Source organism: Pseudomonas sp. MWU318 (genome assembly GCF_016756945.1).
GTDB classification, from domain to species: Bacteria; Pseudomonadota; Gammaproteobacteria; order Pseudomonadales; family Pseudomonadaceae; genus Aquipseudomonas; species Aquipseudomonas putida_A.
Genome location: NZ_JAESJL010000003.1, coordinates 387,416 through 408,712 on the forward strand (window position 1 = coordinate 387,416; position 21,297 = coordinate 408,712).

Sequence of the window (21,297 nt, forward strand, 5' to 3'; positions counted from 1 at the left end):
TTACTTTTTTGCGACTTCAGCGCCGCCTTCCTGCAGACCCAGGTCAGCCAGTGCTTTTGCAGCAACCTTGGCTGGCAGCGGGATGTAGCCGTCTTTCACTACCACTTCCTGACCCTGTTTCGACAGAACCAGTTTCACGAACTCGGCTTCCAGCGGGGCCAGAGGCTTGTTCGGGGCCTTGTTCACGTAAACGTAGAGGAAGCGCGACAGCGGGTACTTGCCGTTCAGGGCGTTTTCTTCGGTGTCTTCGATGAAGTCAGTGCTGCCTTTCTTCGACAGAGCAACGGTCTTCACGCTGGCTGTCTTGTAGCCGATGCCCGAGTAACCGATGCCGTTCAGCGAGGAGCTGATCGACTGCACGACCGACGCCGAACCTGGTTGCTCGTTGACGTTAGGCTTGTAGTCGCCTTTGCACAGGGCTTCTTCCTTGAAGTAGCCGTAGGTGCCGGATACCGAGTTACGACCGAACAGCTGAACCGGTTTGTTGGCCAGGTCGCCGGTCACGCCCAGGTCGCCCCAGGTTTTCACGTCGGCTTTGGCGCCGCACAGACGGGTGGACGAGAAGATCGCGTCAACCTGTTCCATGGTCAGGTGCTGGATCGGGTTGTCCTTGTGCACGAACACCGCCAGGGCGTCCACGGCCACCGGGATAGCGGTTGGCTTGTAACCGTACTTCTGCTCGAAGGCCGCCAGCTCGGTGTCCTTCATCTTGCGGCTCATCGGGCCCAGGTTGGAGGTGCCTTCAGTCAGCGCAGGTGGCGCGGTGGCGGAACCAGCGGCTTGAATCTGGATGTTTACGTTCGGGTATTCTTTCTTGTAGTTCTCAGCCCACAGGGTCATGAGGTTGGCCAGAGTGTCGGAACCAACGCTGGACAAGTTGCCCGATACACCGGTGACCTTGGTGTAAGCCGGAATTGCCGGGTCAACGCCAGCGGCTACCGCGTGGGCAGTCGCAACGCCAGCAGCGACAAAAGTCATTGCCGCCATCAAACGCTTCAGTTTCATGCCTTACTCCTAGCAGATAGGGTGTGTTAAGTCGGGGCCAAGTATCAGCAGGCCGTGTGAACACTCTATGGCTGAAATATGACAATTGGATGAAAGGCCAGCATCGGAGTTTTTACTGGATGATTCGAGTCGCCCCATTCGTGAGCAGGCTCGCTTCCACAGTTGAAATGCATTCCAATGTGGGGCGAGCCTGCTCGCGAAGGAGCCGGTACTGCTGGAGGAAATTCCGGCTCAGCGCCCCTTTTTCCAGAGCCACGCCCCCACCAGAATCCCCATCGTGCACAGCACCGCCACATAGTAAGCCGGGCCCATCGCACTCTCTTTAAGCAGCAGGCTAACCACCATCGGCGTCAGGCCACCGAAGATCGCGTACGCCACGTTGTACGAGAACGACAATCCGCTGAAGCGCACCACCGGCGGGAACGCCTTGACCATCACGTATGGCACCGCACCGATGGTGCCGACCAGCAAGCCGGTCAATGCGTACAGCGGGAACAGCCAGTTCGGGTGATCGGCGAGGCTGTGATAGAAGGTCCAGGAGCTGATCAGCAAGCCCAGGGAACCGAAAACAAACACCCGGCCGGCGCCGAAACGGTCGGCCAGGGCACCAGAGATGATGCAACCGACGCTGAGGAACACGATCGCCAGGCTGTTGGATTGCAGCGCCACTGTCGCTGAGAAGTGATAGACCGTCTGCAGCACGGTCGGGGTCATCAGGATCACCACGACAATCCCGGCGGACAGCAGCCAGGTCAGCAGCATCGAGACCGCAATCGCCCCGCGATGGTCACGCAGTACCGCGCGCAGCGGCACTTCTTCGGCCAGCGCCTTTCGCAGTTGCAGCTCGGCGAACACCGGGGTTTCGTGCAGCCAGCGGCGCAGGTACACCGAGAACAGGCCGAACACGCCGCCGAGCAGGAACGGGATCCGCCAGGCGTAATCGGCTACTTCCCCCGGGGTATAAATGCTGTTGATCGCCGTGGCGACCAATGAGCCGAGCAGGATGCCGGCGGTCAGGCCGCTGGTCAGGGTGCCGCAGGCGTAGCCGATGTGCTTTTGCGGCACGTGTTCGGAAACGAAGACCCACGCCCCCGGCACTTCCCCGCCAATCGCCGCGCCCTGAATCACTCGCATCAGTAACAGCAGGATCGGCGCCCACATACCGATCTGCGCGTAGGTCGGCAGCAGGCCCATGATCAGGGTCGGCACGGCCATCATGAAAATGCTCAGGGTGAACATCTTCTTGCGCCCCAGCAGGTCGCCGAAGTGAGCCATGACGATGCCGCCCAGCGGCCGCGCAAGGTAACCGGCGGCGAAAATGCCGAAGGTCTGCATCAGGCGCAGCCACTCGGGCATGTCGGCCGGGAAGAACAGCTTGCCGACCACGGTGGCGAAGAACACGAAGATGATGAAATCGTAAAACTCCAGCGCACCGCCCAAGGCCGATAGCGACAGAGTCTTGTAGTCATTGCGGGTCAGGGGGCGTGCAGGTTGCTCGGGCTGCGCGAGGCTCGAAGGCGCTGTGGTCATGGCAAGGGCTTCTCTTATAGGCGGATCTACCGCCACAACAACGCTGGCTGTGGCTTGGGCAGGTTCGGCACCATAGCAAATTGTTCGAAAAAGCACATAGAGGCGCGTATTTGCCGGTCAAAATCAGAACCCGATGGTCGTCGCGGAGTCTACCGACCGATATACTCGCAACCTTGCTCCGGTTTGTAGGGGGTTGCTGTGCGAAAACGTCGTTGGCCCGGCCTTTGAACGGGATCAGCCGGTTTCGCAGAGTTTCCCCTTTAGACGCCTATGGAAAACGTGACGAACGCAGTATGTTCGGTGCTGAATCGTTTTTCCTGAAGACGGCTACCACCAGCAATACCAACGAAGAGTCACGGGTCAGAGGCACCCCCGGCATGATAGAGCTCGAACAAGAAGATCCGATCCCGCAAGGCGACCTGGCCCTGCAAATTACCGCACTCCCCCGCGAAACCAACGGCTTTGGCGATATTTTCGGCGGCTGGCTGGTGGCCCAGATGGATCTGGCGGGTACCGCGATGGCCAGCCGCGTGGCCGGTGGTCGCGTAGCCACTGTCGCCATCGACCGCATGGCCTTTCTGGTGCCGGTCGCGGTGGGCGCGCAATTGTCCTTCTATACCCAGACCCTGGAAATCGGCCGCAGCTCCATCCAGATGATGGTCGAAGTGTGGAGCGACGATCCGCTGTCCAGCGAGTGGCGTAAAGTGACCGAGGCGGTATTCGTCTTCGTCGCCATCGACGGCAGCGGTCGCACCCGCTCAGTGCCACCGCGCGCGCGTTAAACATCGCCGCGGTTTTGCGGTCGATAGTCGTCCCAAGTGTCTGATCGAGAGTTGCCCCATGAACACGCCCAACGTTGAAGCCGTGAAACTGGATGAACTGAACTGCTGGCGCATCCGCCACGGTCAGGCCGAAGTGCTGGTGGCCCAGCAAGGCGCGCACATCCTCAGTTACCAGATCGACGGCCAGCCGCCGATCATCTGGCTCAACGACAAGGCCGTGTTCAAGACCGGCAAGAGCATCCGTGCCGGTGTACCGGTGTGCTGGCCGTGGTTCGGCAAGTTCGAACGCAACCCGCAGAGCGTGCAGGCCATGTACACCGGTGAGCAACCGGCACCCGCGCACGGTCTGGTGCGGGCGATGGATTGGGAGCTGGGCGGCATCGAATCAGAGGCTGACGGCGTCAAGGTTGAATTCAGGCTGCCCTACCCCGAAGGTGGCCTGCCGGGCTGGCCGCATCAGGTCGATCTGACCCTGACCCTGCATCTGAATGATCAGTTGCACATCAGCCTGACCAGCCACAACCGAGGTGTCGAAACCGTCAGCATCAGCCAGGCGCTGCACACTTATTTCGCGGTCAGCGATGTGCGCAACGTGCACGTCGAGGGTGTGGCCGGTCTGGATTACATCGAGACGCTGGATGAGTGGAAAACCCACAGCCAGCAAGGTGACCTGCATTTCGCTGGCGAAACCGACCGCATCTACCTCGACGCGCCGCCGCAACTGAGCATTGTCGACCCGACCTGGGAACGGCACATCGTACTGACCGCCAGCGGCTCACGCACGGCAGTGATCTGGAACCCGTGGATCGACCGCGCGGCAGCGCTGACCGACATGGACAACGATGGCTGGCAGCGCATGCTGTGCATCGAGACGGCGAATGTGATGGATGATGTGGTGAATCTGGTCTCGGGTGCGAGCCATACGATGGGTGTCAGCATCGGCAGTAAACCGCTCTAGCCAACACCGCAATCTCAATGTGAATGAAAGCCTTTGTGGTGAGGGGATTTATCCCCGATGGCCTGCGGAGCAGGCCCCTGCCCCTGATTCAAAGCGGGGGTCGCTTCGCAACCCATCGGGGATTAATCCCCTCGCTACAATTGTTCAGATGTTAGAGATCAGACTCCTGCACCACCCGCACCTTGTCCGCTTCCAGCGCATACGCCGCATCGGCAAGGTCATTGCTGACTTTCTCGATCTTCAGCGTGCCGGTTACCCACAGCGGCGTGTAGATATCGTCCAGCTTCAAACCTTTGGGATAACGCACCAGCACCAGTTGATTCGGTGGTGGCGGTGGCACGTGGATGCAGGCGCCAGGGTACGGCACGAGGAAGAACAGCGTGCTGCGGCCCTTGGCGTCGGATTCCAGCGGCACCGGATAGCCGCCGATGCGGATGTGCTTGTCGTTCATCGACGCCACGGTCTTGGTCGAATACATCACCGCCGGCAGGCCTTTAGCCTGTTTCATCCCGCCCTTCTCGGTGAAGGTGCCGGTGGCTTCCGGGGAGTTATGGTCGATTTCGGGCATGGCCTCGAGGGCTTTCTGGTCCGACTTGGGCATCAGTTCCAGCCAGTCGGTTTCCGGCAGTTCGCCGGCGTGGGCCAGACCGCTGCCCAGCAAAAGAAGAGTCAACAGAAGACGGCGCATGGAGGTGCTCGGTAAAAGATGCTCGGATAAAGGAAGGACGTTGAATCGCCGAGCATTCTAGCCCTCCCTGCCACGCTGGCAGAGAGGACTTGGTCGCTTGGATCAGTTCTTTTTGATCAGGCCGTAGATCACCAGCAGCACGATCGCGCCGACCAGTGCACCGATAAAGCCTGCGCCCTGACCTGCCTGATAGATACCCAGGGCCTGGCCGCCGTAAGTGGCCGCCAGCGAACCGCCGATACCGAGCAGGATGGTCATGATCCAGCCCATGCTGTCATCGCCCGGTTTGAGGAAGCGTGCCAGCAGGCCGACGATCAAGCCGATAAAGATGGTTCCGATAATTCCCATGGCATTTCCCTCTGATTTGGTAGATATGCCAAAGCCTAGTCAGACTTTGGCATCCTGCCATGAGAGAACGGCGGCTCCCGAAGGTTCCGCCGCTGCCAGATGAAACTGTGGTTACTCGGCGATAAGCGCTTCGACCTTGACGATCTGCGCCTGCAGCGTGGCCATGTCGGCGCAGCGCAGGTTGGCATGACCGACCTTGCGCCCGGCCTTGAAGGCTTTGCCGTAGTGGTGCAGATGGCAATCTTCGATGGCGATGACTTTCTCTACCGGCGGAACCACACCAATGAAGTTGAGCATGGCGCTCTCGCCCACCTTGGCGGTCGAACCCAGCGGCAGGCCGGCAACGGCGCGCAGGTGGTTTTCGAACTGGCTGCACTCGGCGCCTTCGGTGGTCCAGTGTCCGGAGTTGTGCACACGCGGGGCGATCTCGTTGGCCTTGAGGCCACCGTCGACTTCAAAGAACTCGAACGCCATCACGCCGACGTAATCCAGCTGCTTGAGCACACGGCTGGAGTAGTCTTCGGCCAACGCCTGCAGCGGGTGATCGGTGCTGGCCACCGACAGCTTGAGGATACCGCTGTCGTGGGTGTTGTGTACCAGCGGATAGAACTTCGTTTCACCATCACGGGCACGCACGGCAATCAGCGAAACTTCGCCGGTGAACGGTACGAAGCCTTCCAGCAGGCAGGCCACGCTTCCCAGCTCGGCGAATGTACCGACCACGTCTTCCGGCTTGCGCAGGACTTTCTGGCCCTTGCCGTCGTAACCCAGGGTGCGGGTTTTCAGCACGGCCGGCAGACCGATCGAAGCCACGGCGGCATCCAGGTCGGCTTGCGATTGAATGTCGGCGAAGGCCGGGGTCGGGATGCCCAGGTCCTTGAACATGCTCTTCTCGAACCAGCGGTCGCGAGCGATGCGCAGGGCTTCGGCGCTCGGATAGACCGGCACGAATTGCGAGAGAAACGCCACGGTTTCCGCCGGGACGCTTTCGAACTCGAAGGTCACCAGATCGACTTCGTCGGCCAGTTGGCGCAGGTGATCCTGATCGCCGTAATCGGCCCGCAGGTGTTCGCCCAGCGCAGCCGCGCAAGCGTCCGGCGCAGGGTCGAGGAAAGCGAAGTTCATGCCCAGCGGAGTGCCCGCCAGCGCCAACATGCGGCCCAACTGGCCGCCACCGATTACACCGATCTTCATCTCAACAACCTCAGGCAATACGTGGGTCTGGATTGTCCAGGACGCTGTCTGTCTGCTCGGCACGGAAGGTTTTCAGTACCGCATGGAACTGTGGATGCTTGGCACCAAGGATGCTCGCCGAGAGCAGCGCGGCGTTGATCGCGCCGGCCTTGCCGATGGCCAGGGTGGCAACCGGAATGCCTGCCGGCATCTGCACGATCGACAGCAGCGAATCGACGCCCGAGAGCATCGACGACTGCACCGGAACGCCCAGCACCGGCAGGTGGGTCTTGGCCGCACACATGCCTGGCAGGTGGGCTGCGCCACCGGCACCGGCGATGATCACCTCGATGCCGCGGCCCTCAGCCTCTTCGGCGTACTGGAACAGCAGATCCGGGGTGCGGTGGGCAGAGACCACCTTGACCTCGTACGGGATGCCGAGCTTTTCCAGCATATCGGCGGTGTGGCTAAGGGTGGACCAATCGGACTTGGAGCCCATGATCACGCCAACCAGTGCACTCATCGTCGCGCCTCTTCTCTCTGGGCGCCCGCAGGCGCGTCAAAAACAACAAGCCACGCAGGATTGCGTGGCTTGATTGTACGAAAAATGGCCGGACGTACCGGCCGAAGGCCGCGCAGTATACCGCAAAGAAAGCAATAAACAGCCCCCGAAACGACCATCTGTCAAATCAGCGAAATGCCCGGTTTTATTGACTTGAAGGTCAGCAGAAAAGATCAAAAGATCGCAACCTTCGGCAGCTCCTACAGTGCAACGCATTCCAACCTGTAGGAGCTGCCGGAGGCTGCGATCTTTTCCCACAGCCCCCACCACTCAAGAAGCTTGTGCAGCGCCGCCTTCAAGCTTGCGCCACAGCAACCGCACGTTGGCCTTGCGCACCAGTGCGCAGCGGTACAGGCGAATCTCCAGCGGCACATGCCATTGCGGGCCGCCACAGACCACCAGTTCGCCACGGCCAAGTTCGGCGCGCACACTCAACTGCGGCACCCAGGCGATGCCGAGCCCTTCCAGCGCCATGCTCTTGAGGCTGTCAGCCATGGCGGTTTCGTAGATCGTGGTAAAGCGCAGTTGACGCTGACGCAACAGACCGTTCACCGAACGCCCGAGAAAAGCCCCGGCGCTGTACGCCAGCAGCGGCACACTGGCCTCGCCTTCCAGATCGAACAGCGGTTTGCCCTCGGCATCTGCCGCGCACACCGGGAGCATTTCGGTCTGACCCAGGTGCAGCGACGGGAAGATTTCCGGGTCCATCTGCATCGCCGCGTCCGGGTCGTAGAACGCCAGCATCAGGTCGCAGCCACCCTCGCGCAGCGCGTGCACCGCGTCGCCGACGTTGGTCGCCACCAATCGCGTCGCGATGTTCAGCCCTTCGTTGCGCAGTTGTGCGATCCAGCGTGGAAAGAAACCCAGCGCCAGCGAGTGCGCCGCCGCGACTTGGATCACCTCGCCCTGCCCGCCTTCCAGGTGATGCAGATGACGCAGCACTTCGCCGAGCTGTTCGACCACGGTGCGCGCGGTCACCAGGAACAATTGTCCCGCCGCCGTCAGCTCGATCGGCGTGCGCGAGCGGTTGACCAGCGTCAGGCCCAATGCGGCTTCGAGGCTGCGGATCCGCCGACTGAATGCCGGTTGGGTCACAAAGCGCCGTTCGGCCGCCTGCGAGAAGCTGCGAGTGGCGGCCAGGGCACTGAAGTCCTCGAGCCATTTGCTTTCCAGATTCATCACGTCCTCCCGGACACGCACCAAAACAGGTCACACGTCTGCCGCGCACACGGCGTCACACGGGCATTATGCCGAATGTGCATAGGGCAGTGTTTAACAGCATTGGCCCAAAAAATCCCACAAGCCTAGCATTCGCAGCGTTCCGGCACAGACCGGGTCCATATCGAGATGATTTCTATCATGTCCTCCGCTGCATCTTTCCGCACAGAAAACGACCTGCTTGGCGCCCTCGAAGTACCGGCTCAAGCGTATTACGGCATCCAGACCCTGCGAGCGGTGAACAACTTCCGTCTCTCCGGCGTTCCGATTTCGCATTACCCGAAACTGGTTGTCGGTCTGGCGATGGTCAAACAGGCCGCCGCTGACGCCAACCGTGAGTTGGGTCATCTGAGCGAAGCCAAGCACGCTGCCATCAGCGAAGCCTGTGCCCGATTGATCCGCGGTGATTTCCACGAAGAGTTCGTGGTCGACATGATTCAAGGTGGCGCCGGTACTTCCACCAACATGAACGCCAACGAAGTGATCGCCAACATTGCGCTCGAAGCAATGGGTCACCAGAAGGGCGAGTACCAGTACCTGCACCCGAACGACGACGTCAACATGGCGCAGTCGACCAACGACGCCTACCCGACCGCGATCCGTCTGGGTCTGCTGCTGGGTCACGACGCGCTGCTGGCCAGCCTCGACAGCCTGATTCAGGCCTTCGCGGCCAAGGGTGAAGAATTCAACCACGTCCTGAAGATGGGCCGTACCCAGCTGCAAGACGCCGTGCCGATGACTTTGGGTCAAGAGTTCCGTGCCTTCGCCACCACCATGGGCGAAGACCTGGCCCGTCTGAAGACGCTGGCCCCGGAACTGCTGACTGAAGTGAACCTGGGCGGCACCGCAATCGGTACCGGCATCAACGCCGACCCGCGTTATCAAGCGCTGGCCGTTCAGCGTCTGGCGCTGATCAGCGGTCAACCGCTGGTGCCAGCGGCCGACCTGATCGAAGCCACTTCCGACATGGGCGCCTTCGTGCTGTTCTCCGGCATGCTCAAGCGCACCGCGGTCAAGCTGTCGAAGATCTGCAACGACCTGCGCCTGCTGTCCAGCGGCCCACGCACCGGCATCAACGAGATCAACCTGCCGGCGCGTCAGCCAGGCAGCTCGATCATGCCTGGCAAGGTCAACCCGGTAATCCCGGAAGCCGTTAACCAAGTGGCCTTCCAGGTCATCGGTAACGATCTGGCGCTGACCATGGCAGCCGAAGGCGGCCAACTGCAGCTGAACGTGATGGAGCCGCTGATCGCGTTCAAGATCCTCGACTCGATCCGTCTGCTGCAACGCGCCATGGACATGCTGCGCGAGCACTGCATCGTCGGCATCACCGCCAACGAAGCCCGCTGCCGCGAACTGGTCGAGCACTCGATCGGTCTGGTCACCGCGCTGAACCCGTACATCGGCTACAAAAACGCCACCCGCATTGCCCGTATCGCCCTTGAAAGCGGCCGCGGCGTGCTGGAACTGGTGCGCGAAGAAGGTCTGCTCGACGAAGCCATGCTCGCCGACATCCTGCGCCCGGAAAACATGATTGCCCCGCGTCTGGTTCCGCTCAAAGCCTGAGCCGACGCGTTATTTGTAGCACCGCTCACCAGGTCGAGGGACTAGACACCTCTCACCTTTTGAGGGCTTGGGGATCAGTCCCCAAGCCCTTTTTTTTAACTTTCTGACCCTGAGACCCGTATGTCTGGGGACTGATCAATGTAGAGGTGAGCCTTGTGGTGAGGGGATTCATCCCCGATGGGTCGCGAAGCGGCCCCAAAACCTGCATTCGCGATGTAACAAGTACACCGCGTGCAATGATTTGCGACTGCTTCGCAGCCGATCGGGGATGAATCCCCTCGCCACAGGCTTTGCATCAACACAAATGCAGTTCCCGCACAAGCCCGGCGCCGGTAACGCCGGGTGTTTCAAAGCTTCGTTTCGTCGCTTGCACCACGAGCGTGCAGACGGGCGCCGCACTGATCGGTATAGTGCCGCCCCTCTTCGCGTGAGCGGTCGTCGGTAACGAGGCCATAACCCATGCGAAACCCGAACTAATAACAAACCCGCGAAATGGATCCGGGACGAAACCTTCGCCTCACCTGTCGTGCCGCGCGCAAACCGGTGTAACGCGATGTTTCGGAACATCCAGCATTTGCTTAAACAAAAAACAGCGAGGAAAAATCCATGCTCGAAGTCATCAACGACTTCCTCTCAGGGAAAGTACTGATCGTGCTCATTGTCGGGCTCGGTAGCTACTTCACGATTCGCTCGCGTTTCGTTCAATTGCGCCACTTCTTCCACATGTTCGCGGTATTCCGCGACAGCCTGAAAAGCAGCGGCGGGCAACTCAGCTCGTTCCAGGCCCTGATGCTCAGCCTTGCCGGCCGCGTCGGTGCAGGCAACATCGCCGGTGTCGGCATCGCCGTGACCCTCGGTGGTCCGGGTGCGGTGTTCTGGATGTGGGTGACCGCACTGGTCGGCATGTCCAGCAGCTTCTTCGAATGCACCCTGGCTCAGGTCTACAAGCGCGCCGATGGCGACGGTCTGTACCGTGGCGGCCCGGCCTACTACATCCAGCACGGCCTGAAGTTGAAAGGCATGGCAGTGGTGTTCTCGGTCCTGCTGCTGGTCACCTACGGCTTCGCCTTTATCGGCCTGCAGTCCTACACCGTGACCCACTCGCTGCAAAATGCCTTTGCCTTCGACCCAAGCCACACCGGGATCGTCCTGGCGGTGCTGCTGGCCATCACCTTCATCGGCGGCATCAAGCGCATCGCTGCAGTGTCCGACCTGCTGGTACCGGTCAAGACCCTGGCCTACATCGGCGTGACCCTGTACGTGATCGGCACCCAGATCGAACACGTGCCAGCCATGCTGGAAACCATCTTCAAGAGCGCCTTCGGTCTCGACCCGGCCTTCGGTGGCCTGCTCGGCAGCGCCATCGTCATGGGCGTGAAGCGTGGCGTGTTCGCCAACGAAGCGGGCCTGGGCAGCGCGCCGAACGTCGCCGCCGTGGCCTCGGTGAAACACCCGGGCGCCCAGGGCGTGGTTCAGGCCTTCAGCGTGTTCCTCGACACCTTCGTGATCTGCACCTGCACCGCGCTGCTGATCCTGTTGTCGGGCTTCTACACACCGGGCTTCGAAGGTGACGGCATCGTTCTGACCCAGAACTCGCTGGCCGCCGTGGTCGGTGACTGGGGTCGCATCTTCGTCAGCGTTGCGCTGTCGCTGTTCGTCTTCACCTGCATCCTCTACAACTACTACCTGGGCGAAAACAGCCTGCAGTTCCTCAGCCGCAACCGCGCCTTGCTGATGGTGTTCCGCGGTCTGGTGCTGGCGCTGGTGGTATGGGGTTCGATGCAGGATCTGTCGACCGTGTTCGCCTTCGCCGACATCACCATGACCTGCCTGGCCTTCGTCAACCTGATGGCCCTGGCCATGCTGTTCAAGGTCGGCATGCGCGTGATGCGCGACTACGACGAACAGCGCCGCGCCGGCATCAAGCAGCCGGTGTTCGACTCCAGCAAATTTGCCGATCTGGATCTGGATTTGAAAGCCTGGCCGACCGAGGCGCCAGCTGCCGACAAGACCGCAGCCGAGCCGCAAGGCGTGCCTGCAGCGCAACGCTGACAGGTGAATGACGGGCGCATCCCCTGCGCCCGTCAGTTATTGTGATGCAATACCTGTAGGAGTGAGCCTGCTCGCGATAGCTGTCTTTCAGCCAACATTAATGTTGAATGATGAACCGCTATCGCGAGCAGGCTCACTCCTACAATGTCATCTCTTGTGGAGACCCTCAGATGATTGCCAACACCTTCCCCGCCGCCCAAAACGTCATGGTGCTCTACACCGGTGGCACCATCGGCATGCAGGCCAGTGCCAACGGTCTGGCCCCGGCGTCCGGTTTCGAAGCCCGCATGCGCGACTACCTGCACAGCCAGCCCGAACTGGTGGTGCCGCAGTGGCGCTTCCGGGAAATGTCGCCGCTGATCGACAGCGCCAACATGACCCCGGCCTACTGGCAGCAACTGCGCGAAGCGGTGATCGATGCGGTGGACGTGCAAGGCTGCGACAGCGTACTGATCCTGCATGGCACCGACACCCTGGCCTACAGCGCTGCGGCGATGAGTTTCCAGTTGCTCGGCCTGCATGCCCGGGTGTGTTTCACCGGCTCGATGCTGCCGGCCGGCGTGACCGACAGCGATGCCTGGGAAAACCTCGGTGGCGCGCTGGTTGCTTTGGGCCAGGGTCTGGCGCCGGGCGTGCACCTGTACTTTCACGGCGAGCTGCTGGCGCCGACACGTTGCGCGAAAGTGCGCAGCTTCGGCCGTCATCCGTTCAAGCGCCTGGAGCGTCAGGGCGGCGGGATGAAAGCGCCGTCGATTCCGGCCGCGCTGAACTACAACCAGCCGAAACAATTGGCCAAGGTTGCTGTGCTGCCACTGTTCCCCGGCATCGACGCCGAGGTGGTTGATGGCCTGCTGGCCAGCGGTATCAAAGGTCTGGTGTTGGAGTGCTACGGCAGCGGCACCGGGCCAAGCGACAATCCCGAGTTCCTCGCCAGCCTCGGTCGCGCGCAGGACAACGGTGTGGTGGTGGTCGCGGTCACGCAGTGCCATGAAGGTGGTGTCGAGCTGGATGTGTATGAAGCTGGCAGCCGTTTGCGTGGCGTCGGTGTGCTGTCCGGTGGCGGCATGACCCGTGAAGCGGCATTCGGCAAATTGCAGGCATTGCTGGGTGCGGGTCTGGGATCGGCCGAAGTGCGGCGCCTGATCGAACTCGACCTGTGTGGCGAACTGATCTGACACCACCCGAACCCTTGCAGGAGTGAGCCCCTGTGGCGAGGGAGCTTGCTCCCGCTCGACTGCGCAGCAGTCGCAGTGTTTTGGGGCCGCTACGCGCCCCAGCGAGAGCAAGCTCCATCGCCACAACAGCCCTCACACCGTTTGATCTTCACCCGGCATATAACTTGCTGCCGTTTCCAGTACCTCCAAGGCTGGAAGATCTTATGCTCCACTCCCACCTCACCACGCTCAACGCCGTCTCACTGGTGCTCAACACCTTCAAGGCCGAAGGCTTGTCGAGCGACGCGCTGTTGGCCGGCAGCGGCATCAGTGCGGCGGATCTGGCCCGTGCCGACACGCGCATCACCACCAATCAGGAAATGCAGGTCTGCGCCAACGCGGTCGCGCTCAAGCATGACATTGGCCTGGAACTGGGCCGACGCATGCACGTTTCCTGCTACGGCATCCTCGGTTACGCGCTGCTCACCAGTGCCACCTTAGGTGACGCTTTGCGCCTGGCGATTCGCTATCCGGCGCTGCTGGGAACACTTTTCGAACTGAGCCTGGAAGACGATGGCGAGCGGGTCTGGTTCGTCGCCGCCGATTACCGCGAGAGTCCGTCGATGGCGGTGTTCAACGCGGAATTCTGTCTGGTGTCGTTGAAGGTCATCTGCGACGACCTGCTCGGGCATCCGCTGCCGTTGCTGGCGACACGCTTTGAACATGCCGCGCCGGATTATCGCGACAGTTATGCCGAGCACTTCGCCAGCCCGTTGCACTTCGGCGCCAAGGACAACGCCTTCGCCTTCGATCGGCGCTGGCTCGATCAACCGTTGCCATTGGCCGACAGCATCACCCACCAGGCCATGGCCGACCGCTGCCGCAAACAGAACATCGAGTTCACCGGGCGGCAGGCGTGGCTGGGGCGGATTCGTCAGTTGCTCAGTGCGCAGCTCAACGCCGCGCCGGGCCTGGAGGGGCTGGCCCAGCAAATGAAGTGCTCGCCGCGCACCTTGCGCCGGCACCTGAAGGACATGGGCAGCAGCTATCAGGAACTGCTCGACGAACTGCGCTTCGAGCGGGCCAAGCAGATGCTGTGTGAGGATCAGTTGCCGATCTACCGCATCGCCGAGACTCTGGGCTTCAGCGAGACCGCGAGTTTCCGCCATGCGTTCGTGCGCTGGAGCGGCGTGGCACCGAGTCAGTTCAGACCCTGAAGATCAAAAGATCGCAGCCTTCGGCAGCTCCTACGCCGATCTTTTGATCTGCTGGAAAGGGGCGAATTGCGGTCAGAGTTTTTGGCCATATCGATCCCCTTTTGGCCTTTCCTGCCGTTCTCCGATTCGCCGCGCGCCGCAACACTGGGGGCAACCGAATCAGCCCCCTGCGGAGAACAACAAATGCTGACGATCTACTCGGACGATCACCACCTGCACCACGGCCGCTGCGAACTCATCGACGGCCAGCTCAAGCCTTGCTTCGAGATGCCGTCGCGCGCCGACCACGTGCTGCAACGTGTACAGCACCAGAACATCGGTCCTGTGGAAGCACCGAAGGATTTCGGTCTCGAACCGATCGCGCGCATCCACAGCCGTGACTACCTCGACTTCTTCAAAGGTGCGTGGCAGCGCTGGACTGAATTCAACACCGACGGCGACTTGCTGCCCTACACCTGGCCCGCACGCACTCTGCGGCAGATCAAACCGACCAGCCTGCACGGCCAGCTCGGCTACTACAGCTTCGACGGCGGCGCGCCGATCACCGCCGGCACCTGGCAAGCGGCGTACAGCGCAGCGCAGGTCGCCCTCACCGCCCAGGCCGAAATCCAGCGCGGCGCACATAGCGCCTTCGCCCTGTGCCGACCACCGGGACACCACGCTGCCAGCGACTTGATGGGCGGTTATTGCTACCTCAACAACGCCGCCATTGCCGCTCAGGCATTCCTCGATGCCGGCCACAAGAAGGTCGCGATCCTCGACGTCGATTACCACCACGGCAACGGCACCCAGTCGATTTTCTATGAGCGCAGCGACGTGCTGTTCACCTCGATCCACGGCCACCCGGAAGCCGAGTTTCCGTTCTTCCTCGGCTACGAAGATGAACGTGGCGAAGGCGCCGGTGAAGGCTTCAACTTCAACTATCCGCTAGCGGCCGGCTCCGGCTGGGATGTGTGGAGCGCGGCACTGGAACAGGCCTGCAACGAGATCGACAGCTATGGCGCCGATATCATCGTGGTGTCGCTGGGCGTCGACACCTTCAAGGACGATCCGATCTCGCAGTTCAAGCTCGACAGCCCGGATTACCTGGCCATGGGCAAACGCATCGCCGCCCTCGGCAAACCGACGCTGTTCGTCATGGAAGGGGGTTACGCGGTGGAGGAAATCGGCATCAACGCAGTGAACGTGCTCGAAGGGTTCGAACAATGAACCGACTCAAGCACTGCATTGCGCCAGCCCTGTGCGCCGCGCTGCTCAGCGTCGGCGCCCACGCCGAAGAACGCACCCTGCGCGTCTATAACTGGTTCGACTACATCACGCCCAAGGCGCTGGAAGACTTCAAGGCACAGAACACCCAGACCAGACTGGTCTACGACATCTTCGACACCAACGAAGCACTGGAAGCCAAGCTGCTGACCGGTAACTCCGGCTATGACGTGGTGGTGCCGTCCAACGTGTTCCTCGCCAAGCAGATTGAGGCCGGGGTGTTCCAGCCGCTGGATCGCAGCAAGCTGCCGAACTGGAATCACCTCGATCCGAAACTGATGAAGCTGATCGAAGCCAACGACCCGGGCAACAAATTCGCCGTGCCGTACATGTACGGCACCATCCTGATCGGTTTCAACCCGGCCAAGGTCAAGGCCGCACTGGGAGAAAACGCGCCGGTGGACAGCTGGGACCTGATCTTCAAGGAGGAGAACATCAGCAAGCTCAAGCAGTGCGGCGTCGCCCTCCTCGACTCGCCGTCGGAGATCCTGCCGCTGGCGCTGCAGCACCTGGGTCTGGATCCGAACAGCAACAACCCGGCAGATTACGCCAAGGCCGAAGCGCTGCTGATGAAGATCCGGCCGTACGTGACCTACTTCCATTCGTCCAAGTACATGGCCGACATCGCCAACGGTGACATCTGCGTCGCGGTCGGTTACTCCGGCAGTTTCTCGCAAGCGGCCAACCGCGCCAAGGAAGCGAAGAACGGTGTGGTGGTCGACATGCGCCTGCCCAGGGAAGGCGCACCGATCTGGTTCGACATGCTCGCCATTCCCAAGGGCGCGAAGAACCCGGAGGACGCCTACACCTTCATCAACTACCTGCTGCAACCGGCGGTGATCGCGCCGGTCAGCGACTTCGTCGGGTATCCGAACCCGAACAAGGACGCCACCCAACTGGTCGATCCGGCGATCCGCAACAACCCCAACCTGTACCCGACCGATGCGGCGATGGGCACGCTTTACACCCTGCAACCGCTGCCGCGGGATGCCGAGCGTGCACGCACCCGGGCCTGGACCAAGATCAAGTCCGGTACCTGAGCCGACGCTGACGACAAGACCCGCCGCCGTGCGGGTCTTTTTTTGCCTGCGATATTTATCTACCACCTTCGGTGCTCGGCCCGTCACTACCTTGCAACGCATCGCCCGCCGCCACTTTCGCGGTGCCTGCTGTTCTGACCAAGGATGTGACCATGCCAGAAACCCTCAACTCTCCCGCCGACCACAAGCTGCCGGATGATCAAGACGCCCTGCTCACCCAACTGATCGCCGGCCCCTCAATCAGGGAAGTCGCCACTCGCGCCCTGCAACCGGCACTGAAGACGCTATACCCCAAGTTACAGATCGACCCGCGACTGGCAATGGTGGTGACACCTGGCTGGACCTTGCGTGACCAGCGTGTCGTCCCCGGGCCGCGACACTTCGAATCGCTGACCGATGCGCTGGTGCGTCATGGCGTCGCCAATAAACCGGTGACCTACCTGGATGGCGAGCACTACCTCACCTTGCATCCTGCGCACGAGACGCCGGTACAACTGCCCGTCAACATCGAGGCCATCGCCAGGCTGCTCAATGAACTGGCGCCGCTGCTGTTTGTTGCCTTCGAGGAACAACAGGTCGATTACTGGAACCAGTTCACCCGCGCCTCCGCCCCGCGCTGGCAGGGATTGTCCAGGTCCCTGCGCGAACTGTGGAACGTCGGGACGAACCCGGCGTGGGACGACGACCAGCGCGCCATGGCCCAGAGTCTTTTCGACCATCCGCAAAAAACTGCCCGCAGTACCGATGATCGCTATCAGTCCCGCGCCTGCCTGATCGATCTGGACACCACGCACGATGGCACTTCCACTCACCTGCACGTCCTCGACATGGCCGTACTGATCGGCACGCTCGGCAGCCGCACGCTGATTCTCACCCACACCATCACTCGCGGTTTCCAGGCCTTCGATACCCTGCAGGAACTGGGTGCCTCACTGCAGAGCCAGACGGAGGGACCGCCGCCTGCAACCCTGCAATGGCGGCTGATCGAACCTGACGGTGACTACTTCGATCATCTGGCGTGCAATCTGATCGCCCTGCAGGCCGACGCGATTGGCGAGTTGGCGAATGAACCGGCGACAACCAACCTGACGCCCCACGTCAGCCGCACGACCAACGAACTCGATCCCACGGACAAGCAGTCGTCTTCACGCTTCAACCTGGTCGAGCAAGCGTTGCCAGAGTGGATGGTCGACGCCTCATCCAGCGACCTGACTGCCTACAGCCGTCATCTGATGGATCTGGCGCAGGTGCAAAGTCAGAACGCCGAGCAGTCCTTTGACGACGGCATCAAACCGATTCGCGAGTTCGCGCTGGAGCAACTGGAGGCGGCCCTGCTCAAGGAACATCCCGAAGCCACTGAACTGAATCTGGCCGAGATTCGCATCGTGGTCGACAGCGTGGTGGTGTGGGGCAGTTTCACACCGTTGCTGGAGCCCGAACGCAGCACCTTCAGTCTGGTCGATCTGGCGCTGCAGAATCTGATTGCCTTGCCGCTCGGCAACAAGACCGTGAGCAGTATCGGCAGCACTGCGGTGCCGGCATGGATGACGGCTGATTATCTGGAAAGGTTGATCGTCAGTGTCGACATCGGCCAGACCTATCCTGCGCTGATCAGGCAAAAACTGCGCGATGACCCGCTGGAAAGCCTGCGACGGCAGAACCTGTTCACCAGCCGGCTGCGTGTCGAATTGCCGTTACTGGCGTTGCAGCAGAAGATTCGCGCGCAGGGCGGGGTCGACGAGGCGGGCTATCGCTATGTCGCGGCCGTGGTTCAGTTGCTGGACGCCAATCGCCGGGTGGACGGTCAGGAGATCGTCATTCGACCGCTGGCCTTCAATCCTGCGTGGCGCCCGGGGACGACCACCGATGAAGTGGCCAACATGTTCGTGATCGGGCCCCGACAGATGGACAAGGGACCCTGCCTGCTGTACCGGCCGCTGTCCGATCACGCCTTGCTCCAGTACCCGTCGCCGGCCAACCTGGTGTATGCCATCAAGCATTCACCGACATTGCGTCAGGCGGTCCTCGCTTGGTTGCCGGACAGTGCGCGCGCCAACTATGCCAATTACGTGTTCTGCGATGATCGCCCCTCGGTATGGTCGCTCTCACAACTGCTCGCCGATCCACTGACTTCCTTGCAGATGAGCGGCACGCTGACCTTGGGAACAGCAGTCATCGCTACCGATTACCTGGCTGTTCTGTTCAAGGCCAACGTCAGTGCAATGGTCGAACTGGCGAATCGGCAATCGGTGTCCAATAGCGAAAGTCGCTGGGAGACCTTCAAGCATGCGAGCTGGATGATCCTCAGCGCCGCACTGCCGTTTTTCGGTCGAACCGTCGGTACCGCCGCCTGGATCTGGCAAGTGCTGGACGATCTGCAACAAACCTTCGACGCCGCCGCCACAGGCGACACCGGGCAGCAGAAAACCGCGATGACCGATCTGTTGCTGACCCTGGCCATGGTGCTCGCCCATCACGCCAGCACCCGTAACGCGACGCCTCGGGACATCACTGAAAAGAAGCCGGTGACCGTCGAGACCGAGCCCAGGGAGCCGGTGCCACCAACGCCGGTAAACATCGTGCAACGTCCTGATGTGATCGGTGAGTATCCGGCGCAACATCAGACTTCGCTGATGACCGACACCGCCCTGAGCCTGACCCAAACCCTGGATCGGTTTGCCGTTACGCGCCCCGATGCACTCACCCCGCTCGCCAGCGACGCCGGCCTTTATCGTCACCTTTATCGACATGCCAGCGGGTACTACGCACCCGTGGGTGAGCGCTGGTTCGAAGTGGCGGTCGCCGACACCGGTGAGGTATCGATCATCAATTCGCAGCGACAGCCCGGACGTGAGGGTCCGGGGTTGATCCGCAATCGATGGGGCGAGTGGTTCGTCGACACTCGCCTGCGTCTGCGCGGCGGTGGTCTGTCGAGTCGGCGCAAGGCCAAACGACGGGAAAACAATGAACGCATCGCCGAACTCAAGAAACATCTGACCGAGTTCGATAACACGCGCGAGCAGGCCCGCGCAGAGCTGACAGCCGCCCACACCGCCATGACCGCGGCCAGCGATGACACTCTGGTGGCGCAGCAGACCACGTTTCTTGCAGCACTTGAACGCCGCACCGGGGAATACGCGGCTCCCATCGACCAGCTGAAATCGCTGAACCTGCTTGAGACCGTACCCCATTTCCGCACCGCCATGACCGAGATGCTCGGTACCCAGTTGTTCTTCAACCAGACATGGCTCACTCAACGTGACCCCCTCTTCGCCAGAACCCTCAAGGAAACCCTGGTGCTGCTCGAGGCCGAGGAAACGGCTGCGGGCACCGGTGATCCCGTCACCTACCGCAGAATGTACGATTTGACCGAGGACATGATCAGCAAGATCGAGTTTGCCCAGTCACGTTTTCAGGAGTTGAGCCGACTGGGCAAACGTGCCGCTGAAGTCGCCAATACCTATCGCGCAAAGCTGCCTGTGTTCAGTCTCAATGATCTCAAGGCGCTTCAGGTGTCGCTGGCTCGCGACATCTGCCTGCAAGAGCAGGCTTCGCCAGCGCTGACTCAGGCACAAGGCGATCTGGTACGCCTGCTCGATACAACCAACCTGGTGATTCAGACCTCACAGGAACTGCTGCTCGACCAGACCAGCCTGGGGGCCAACGAGCGGATCGAAGGCCTCAACGGCATGCTCGAACAGTTCGTCGCCATCGATCAGTCGTTCGAGGATTTCGCCCTCAACCACAAGGATGTGTTGCTCGACGAGCCCTTCAGCCACACGCGTAAACGAATCAACGAGTTTCAACGCCAGACCGAAGAGCACCTGGCGCAATTGCTTCTCGAACACCGGCCGGTGGAGCCTCGGCCCGGTCCTTCAAGGCCAGCGCCAGCCTCACGTAAACGGATTATCAAAACCCGCTTCAAGGGCACAGTGGTCGGCGAGTTGCGTTCCTCGGCGCCAGGTCAACCAGTCCTGCTGGACGTGAAAGCGCCCATGACAGGGAACGTCATCGCCACCTTTCACGAGAAAACGCCCGGTGTCTGGGTCGAACGCATTCAGCCCGGACGGCGCCGCCCGCCTGCTCCGGTAGCGGATCTCGCCACCCAGATCAGCCAGGGCCAGGCGCTGCTCGATGGCGTGGAAAGCTTCATCCGGCAAACCGAAGCCCATGCCAAAAAACCCGGTCGGATTCCGGTGGAGATCGAAGAGCAGTTCCAGCGCAAGGCCGAACAGCTCGACGAAAGCGCGAAAAGCCTTGAACAGGCCCGGCTGCGGGCCAACAGCACCGAGGAGCCGCCAGCCCTGATCGCCCAATTGAACCAGGCGGGTGAACGCCTGTACGCCGAGGGCTACCGGATACGGGTCGAGATGACCAAGCAACAACCGCCAACCGCTGCCCGGGTCGAATGGTTATTGCACAAGGATGAGATCGACATTGTGTCTGGCGGTGCCCGGCGTCGCCTCAAAGGCCCGCGCAGGGATTATCTGCAGGAGTACGAAATTCGCGAGCGGCGCAGCGGCAAGACGTTGTGGTACGCGCACTTCCATTACAACAGCCTCGATGCACCGGCTGACGCCTTCACCGCCGCCCATTTGAAACTGCAGGAGCAACGGCGGATGGCCGGCGCCTTCGACCTGGACTCAGCCACCAGCAGCCCGCAAATCATCGCTATCTATCGCAGCGCGATCAGCCCGCAGCTGGCGCGTTCGCTGTTTTTCTCATAAGCCCCAAACGT

General features: G+C 61.3%; 16 protein-coding genes. 9 read left to right on the forward strand and 7 right to left on the reverse strand.

The features are described 5' to 3' along the window. Positions 1-1,005, reverse strand: coding sequence for a phosphate ABC transporter substrate-binding protein PstS (locus JN524_RS09850; protein WP_086792482.1), 1,005 nt, complete (start codon positions 1,003-1,005; stop codon positions 1-3). A gap of 231 nt (positions 1,006-1,236) precedes the next feature. Further along, positions 1,237-2,535 (reverse strand): MFS transporter, encoded by a 1,299-nt coding sequence (locus JN524_RS09855; RefSeq protein ID WP_202369223.1) that lies wholly within the window; start codon positions 2,533-2,535, stop codon positions 1,237-1,239. A 377-nt stretch (positions 2,536-2,912) separates the two neighbouring features. Here JN524_RS09855 and JN524_RS09860 point away from each other — a divergent pair, with 377 nt between their 5' ends. Further along, positions 2,913-3,317 (forward strand): acyl-CoA thioesterase, encoded by a 405-nt coding sequence (locus JN524_RS09860; RefSeq protein ID WP_003229628.1) that lies wholly within the window; start codon positions 2,913-2,915, stop codon positions 3,315-3,317. A gap of 58 nt (positions 3,318-3,375) precedes the next feature. After that, the gene (locus tag JN524_RS09865) at positions 3,376-4,275 is read left to right on the forward strand and encodes a D-hexose-6-phosphate mutarotase (RefSeq protein WP_202369224.1); all 900 of its coding nucleotides are present in this window, start codon (positions 3,376-3,378) and stop codon (positions 4,273-4,275) included. 151 nt (positions 4,276-4,426) lie between these two features. Here the strand turns inward: JN524_RS09865 and JN524_RS09870 are convergent, their stop codons facing one another. The 5 genes from JN524_RS09870 to JN524_RS09890 all read right to left on the reverse strand — a co-directional run bounded on the left by JN524_RS09870 (position 4,427) and on the right by JN524_RS09890 (position 8,225). After that, positions 4,427-4,963 (reverse strand): DUF3299 domain-containing protein, encoded by a 537-nt coding sequence (locus JN524_RS09870; protein ID WP_027610367.1) that lies wholly within the window; start codon positions 4,961-4,963, stop codon positions 4,427-4,429. Positions 4,964-5,065: 102 nt separating this feature from the next. Continuing rightward, positions 5,066-5,311, reverse strand: a complete 246-nt coding sequence (locus JN524_RS09875) for a GlsB/YeaQ/YmgE family stress response membrane protein (protein WP_003229635.1) — start codon at positions 5,309-5,311, stop codon at positions 5,066-5,068. Positions 5,312-5,422: 111 nt separating this feature from the next. Beyond that, positions 5,423-6,505 carry a 5-(carboxyamino)imidazole ribonucleotide synthase gene (locus tag JN524_RS09880; protein WP_047596872.1) on the reverse strand — a complete coding sequence of 361 codons (1,083 nt, stop codon included), beginning with the start codon at positions 6,503-6,505 and terminating at the stop codon, positions 5,423-5,425. 10 nt (positions 6,506-6,515) lie between these two features. Continuing rightward, positions 6,516-7,007 carry a 5-(carboxyamino)imidazole ribonucleotide mutase gene (gene purE / locus JN524_RS09885; RefSeq protein ID WP_003229641.1) on the reverse strand — a complete coding sequence of 164 codons (492 nt, stop codon included), beginning with the start codon at positions 7,005-7,007 and terminating at the stop codon, positions 6,516-6,518. Positions 7,008-7,316: 309 nt separating this feature from the next. Beyond that, positions 7,317-8,225 carry a LysR substrate-binding domain-containing protein gene (locus JN524_RS09890; protein WP_202369225.1) on the reverse strand — a complete coding sequence of 303 codons (909 nt, stop codon included), beginning with the start codon at positions 8,223-8,225 and terminating at the stop codon, positions 7,317-7,319. A gap of 180 nt (positions 8,226-8,405) precedes the next feature. Here JN524_RS09890 and aspA point away from each other — a divergent pair, with 180 nt between their 5' ends. The 7 genes from aspA (at position 8,406) to JN524_RS09925 (ending at position 21,286) form a co-directional block, all read left to right on the forward strand. Then, on the forward strand, positions 8,406-9,830 hold the full coding sequence (aspA, locus tag JN524_RS09895) for an aspartate ammonia-lyase (RefSeq protein WP_003229645.1): 1,425 nt from the start codon (positions 8,406-8,408) through the stop codon (positions 9,828-9,830). A gap of 606 nt (positions 9,831-10,436) precedes the next feature. Then, positions 10,437-11,882 (forward strand): alanine/glycine:cation symporter family protein, encoded by a 1,446-nt coding sequence (locus JN524_RS09900; protein ID WP_027610363.1) that lies wholly within the window; start codon positions 10,437-10,439, stop codon positions 11,880-11,882. A gap of 170 nt (positions 11,883-12,052) precedes the next feature. After that, positions 12,053-13,057: an asparaginase gene (locus tag JN524_RS09905; protein WP_202369226.1), complete on the forward strand. Its 1,005-nt coding sequence runs from the start codon at positions 12,053-12,055 to the stop codon at positions 13,055-13,057. Between the two features lie 203 nt (positions 13,058-13,260). Continuing rightward, complete coding sequence (locus JN524_RS09910) at positions 13,261-14,253, forward strand: AraC family transcriptional regulator (RefSeq protein ID WP_202369227.1); 993 nt, start codon at positions 13,261-13,263, stop codon at positions 14,251-14,253. Between the two features lie 183 nt (positions 14,254-14,436). Beyond that, positions 14,437-15,462 (forward strand): histone deacetylase family protein, encoded by a 1,026-nt coding sequence (locus JN524_RS09915; protein WP_202369228.1) that lies wholly within the window; start codon positions 14,437-14,439, stop codon positions 15,460-15,462. Continuing rightward, complete coding sequence (locus JN524_RS09920; protein WP_202369229.1) at positions 15,459-16,559, forward strand: polyamine ABC transporter substrate-binding protein; 1,101 nt, start codon at positions 15,459-15,461, stop codon at positions 16,557-16,559. Before JN524_RS09915 ends, JN524_RS09920 begins: the two co-directional genes overlap by 4 nt. 152 nt (positions 16,560-16,711) lie before the next feature. Then, a complete protein-coding gene (locus JN524_RS09925) occupies positions 16,712-21,286 on the forward strand; it encodes a hypothetical protein (RefSeq protein ID WP_202369230.1) in 4,575 nt (1,524 codons plus the stop codon). Positions 21,287-21,297: the final 11 nt, after the last annotated feature.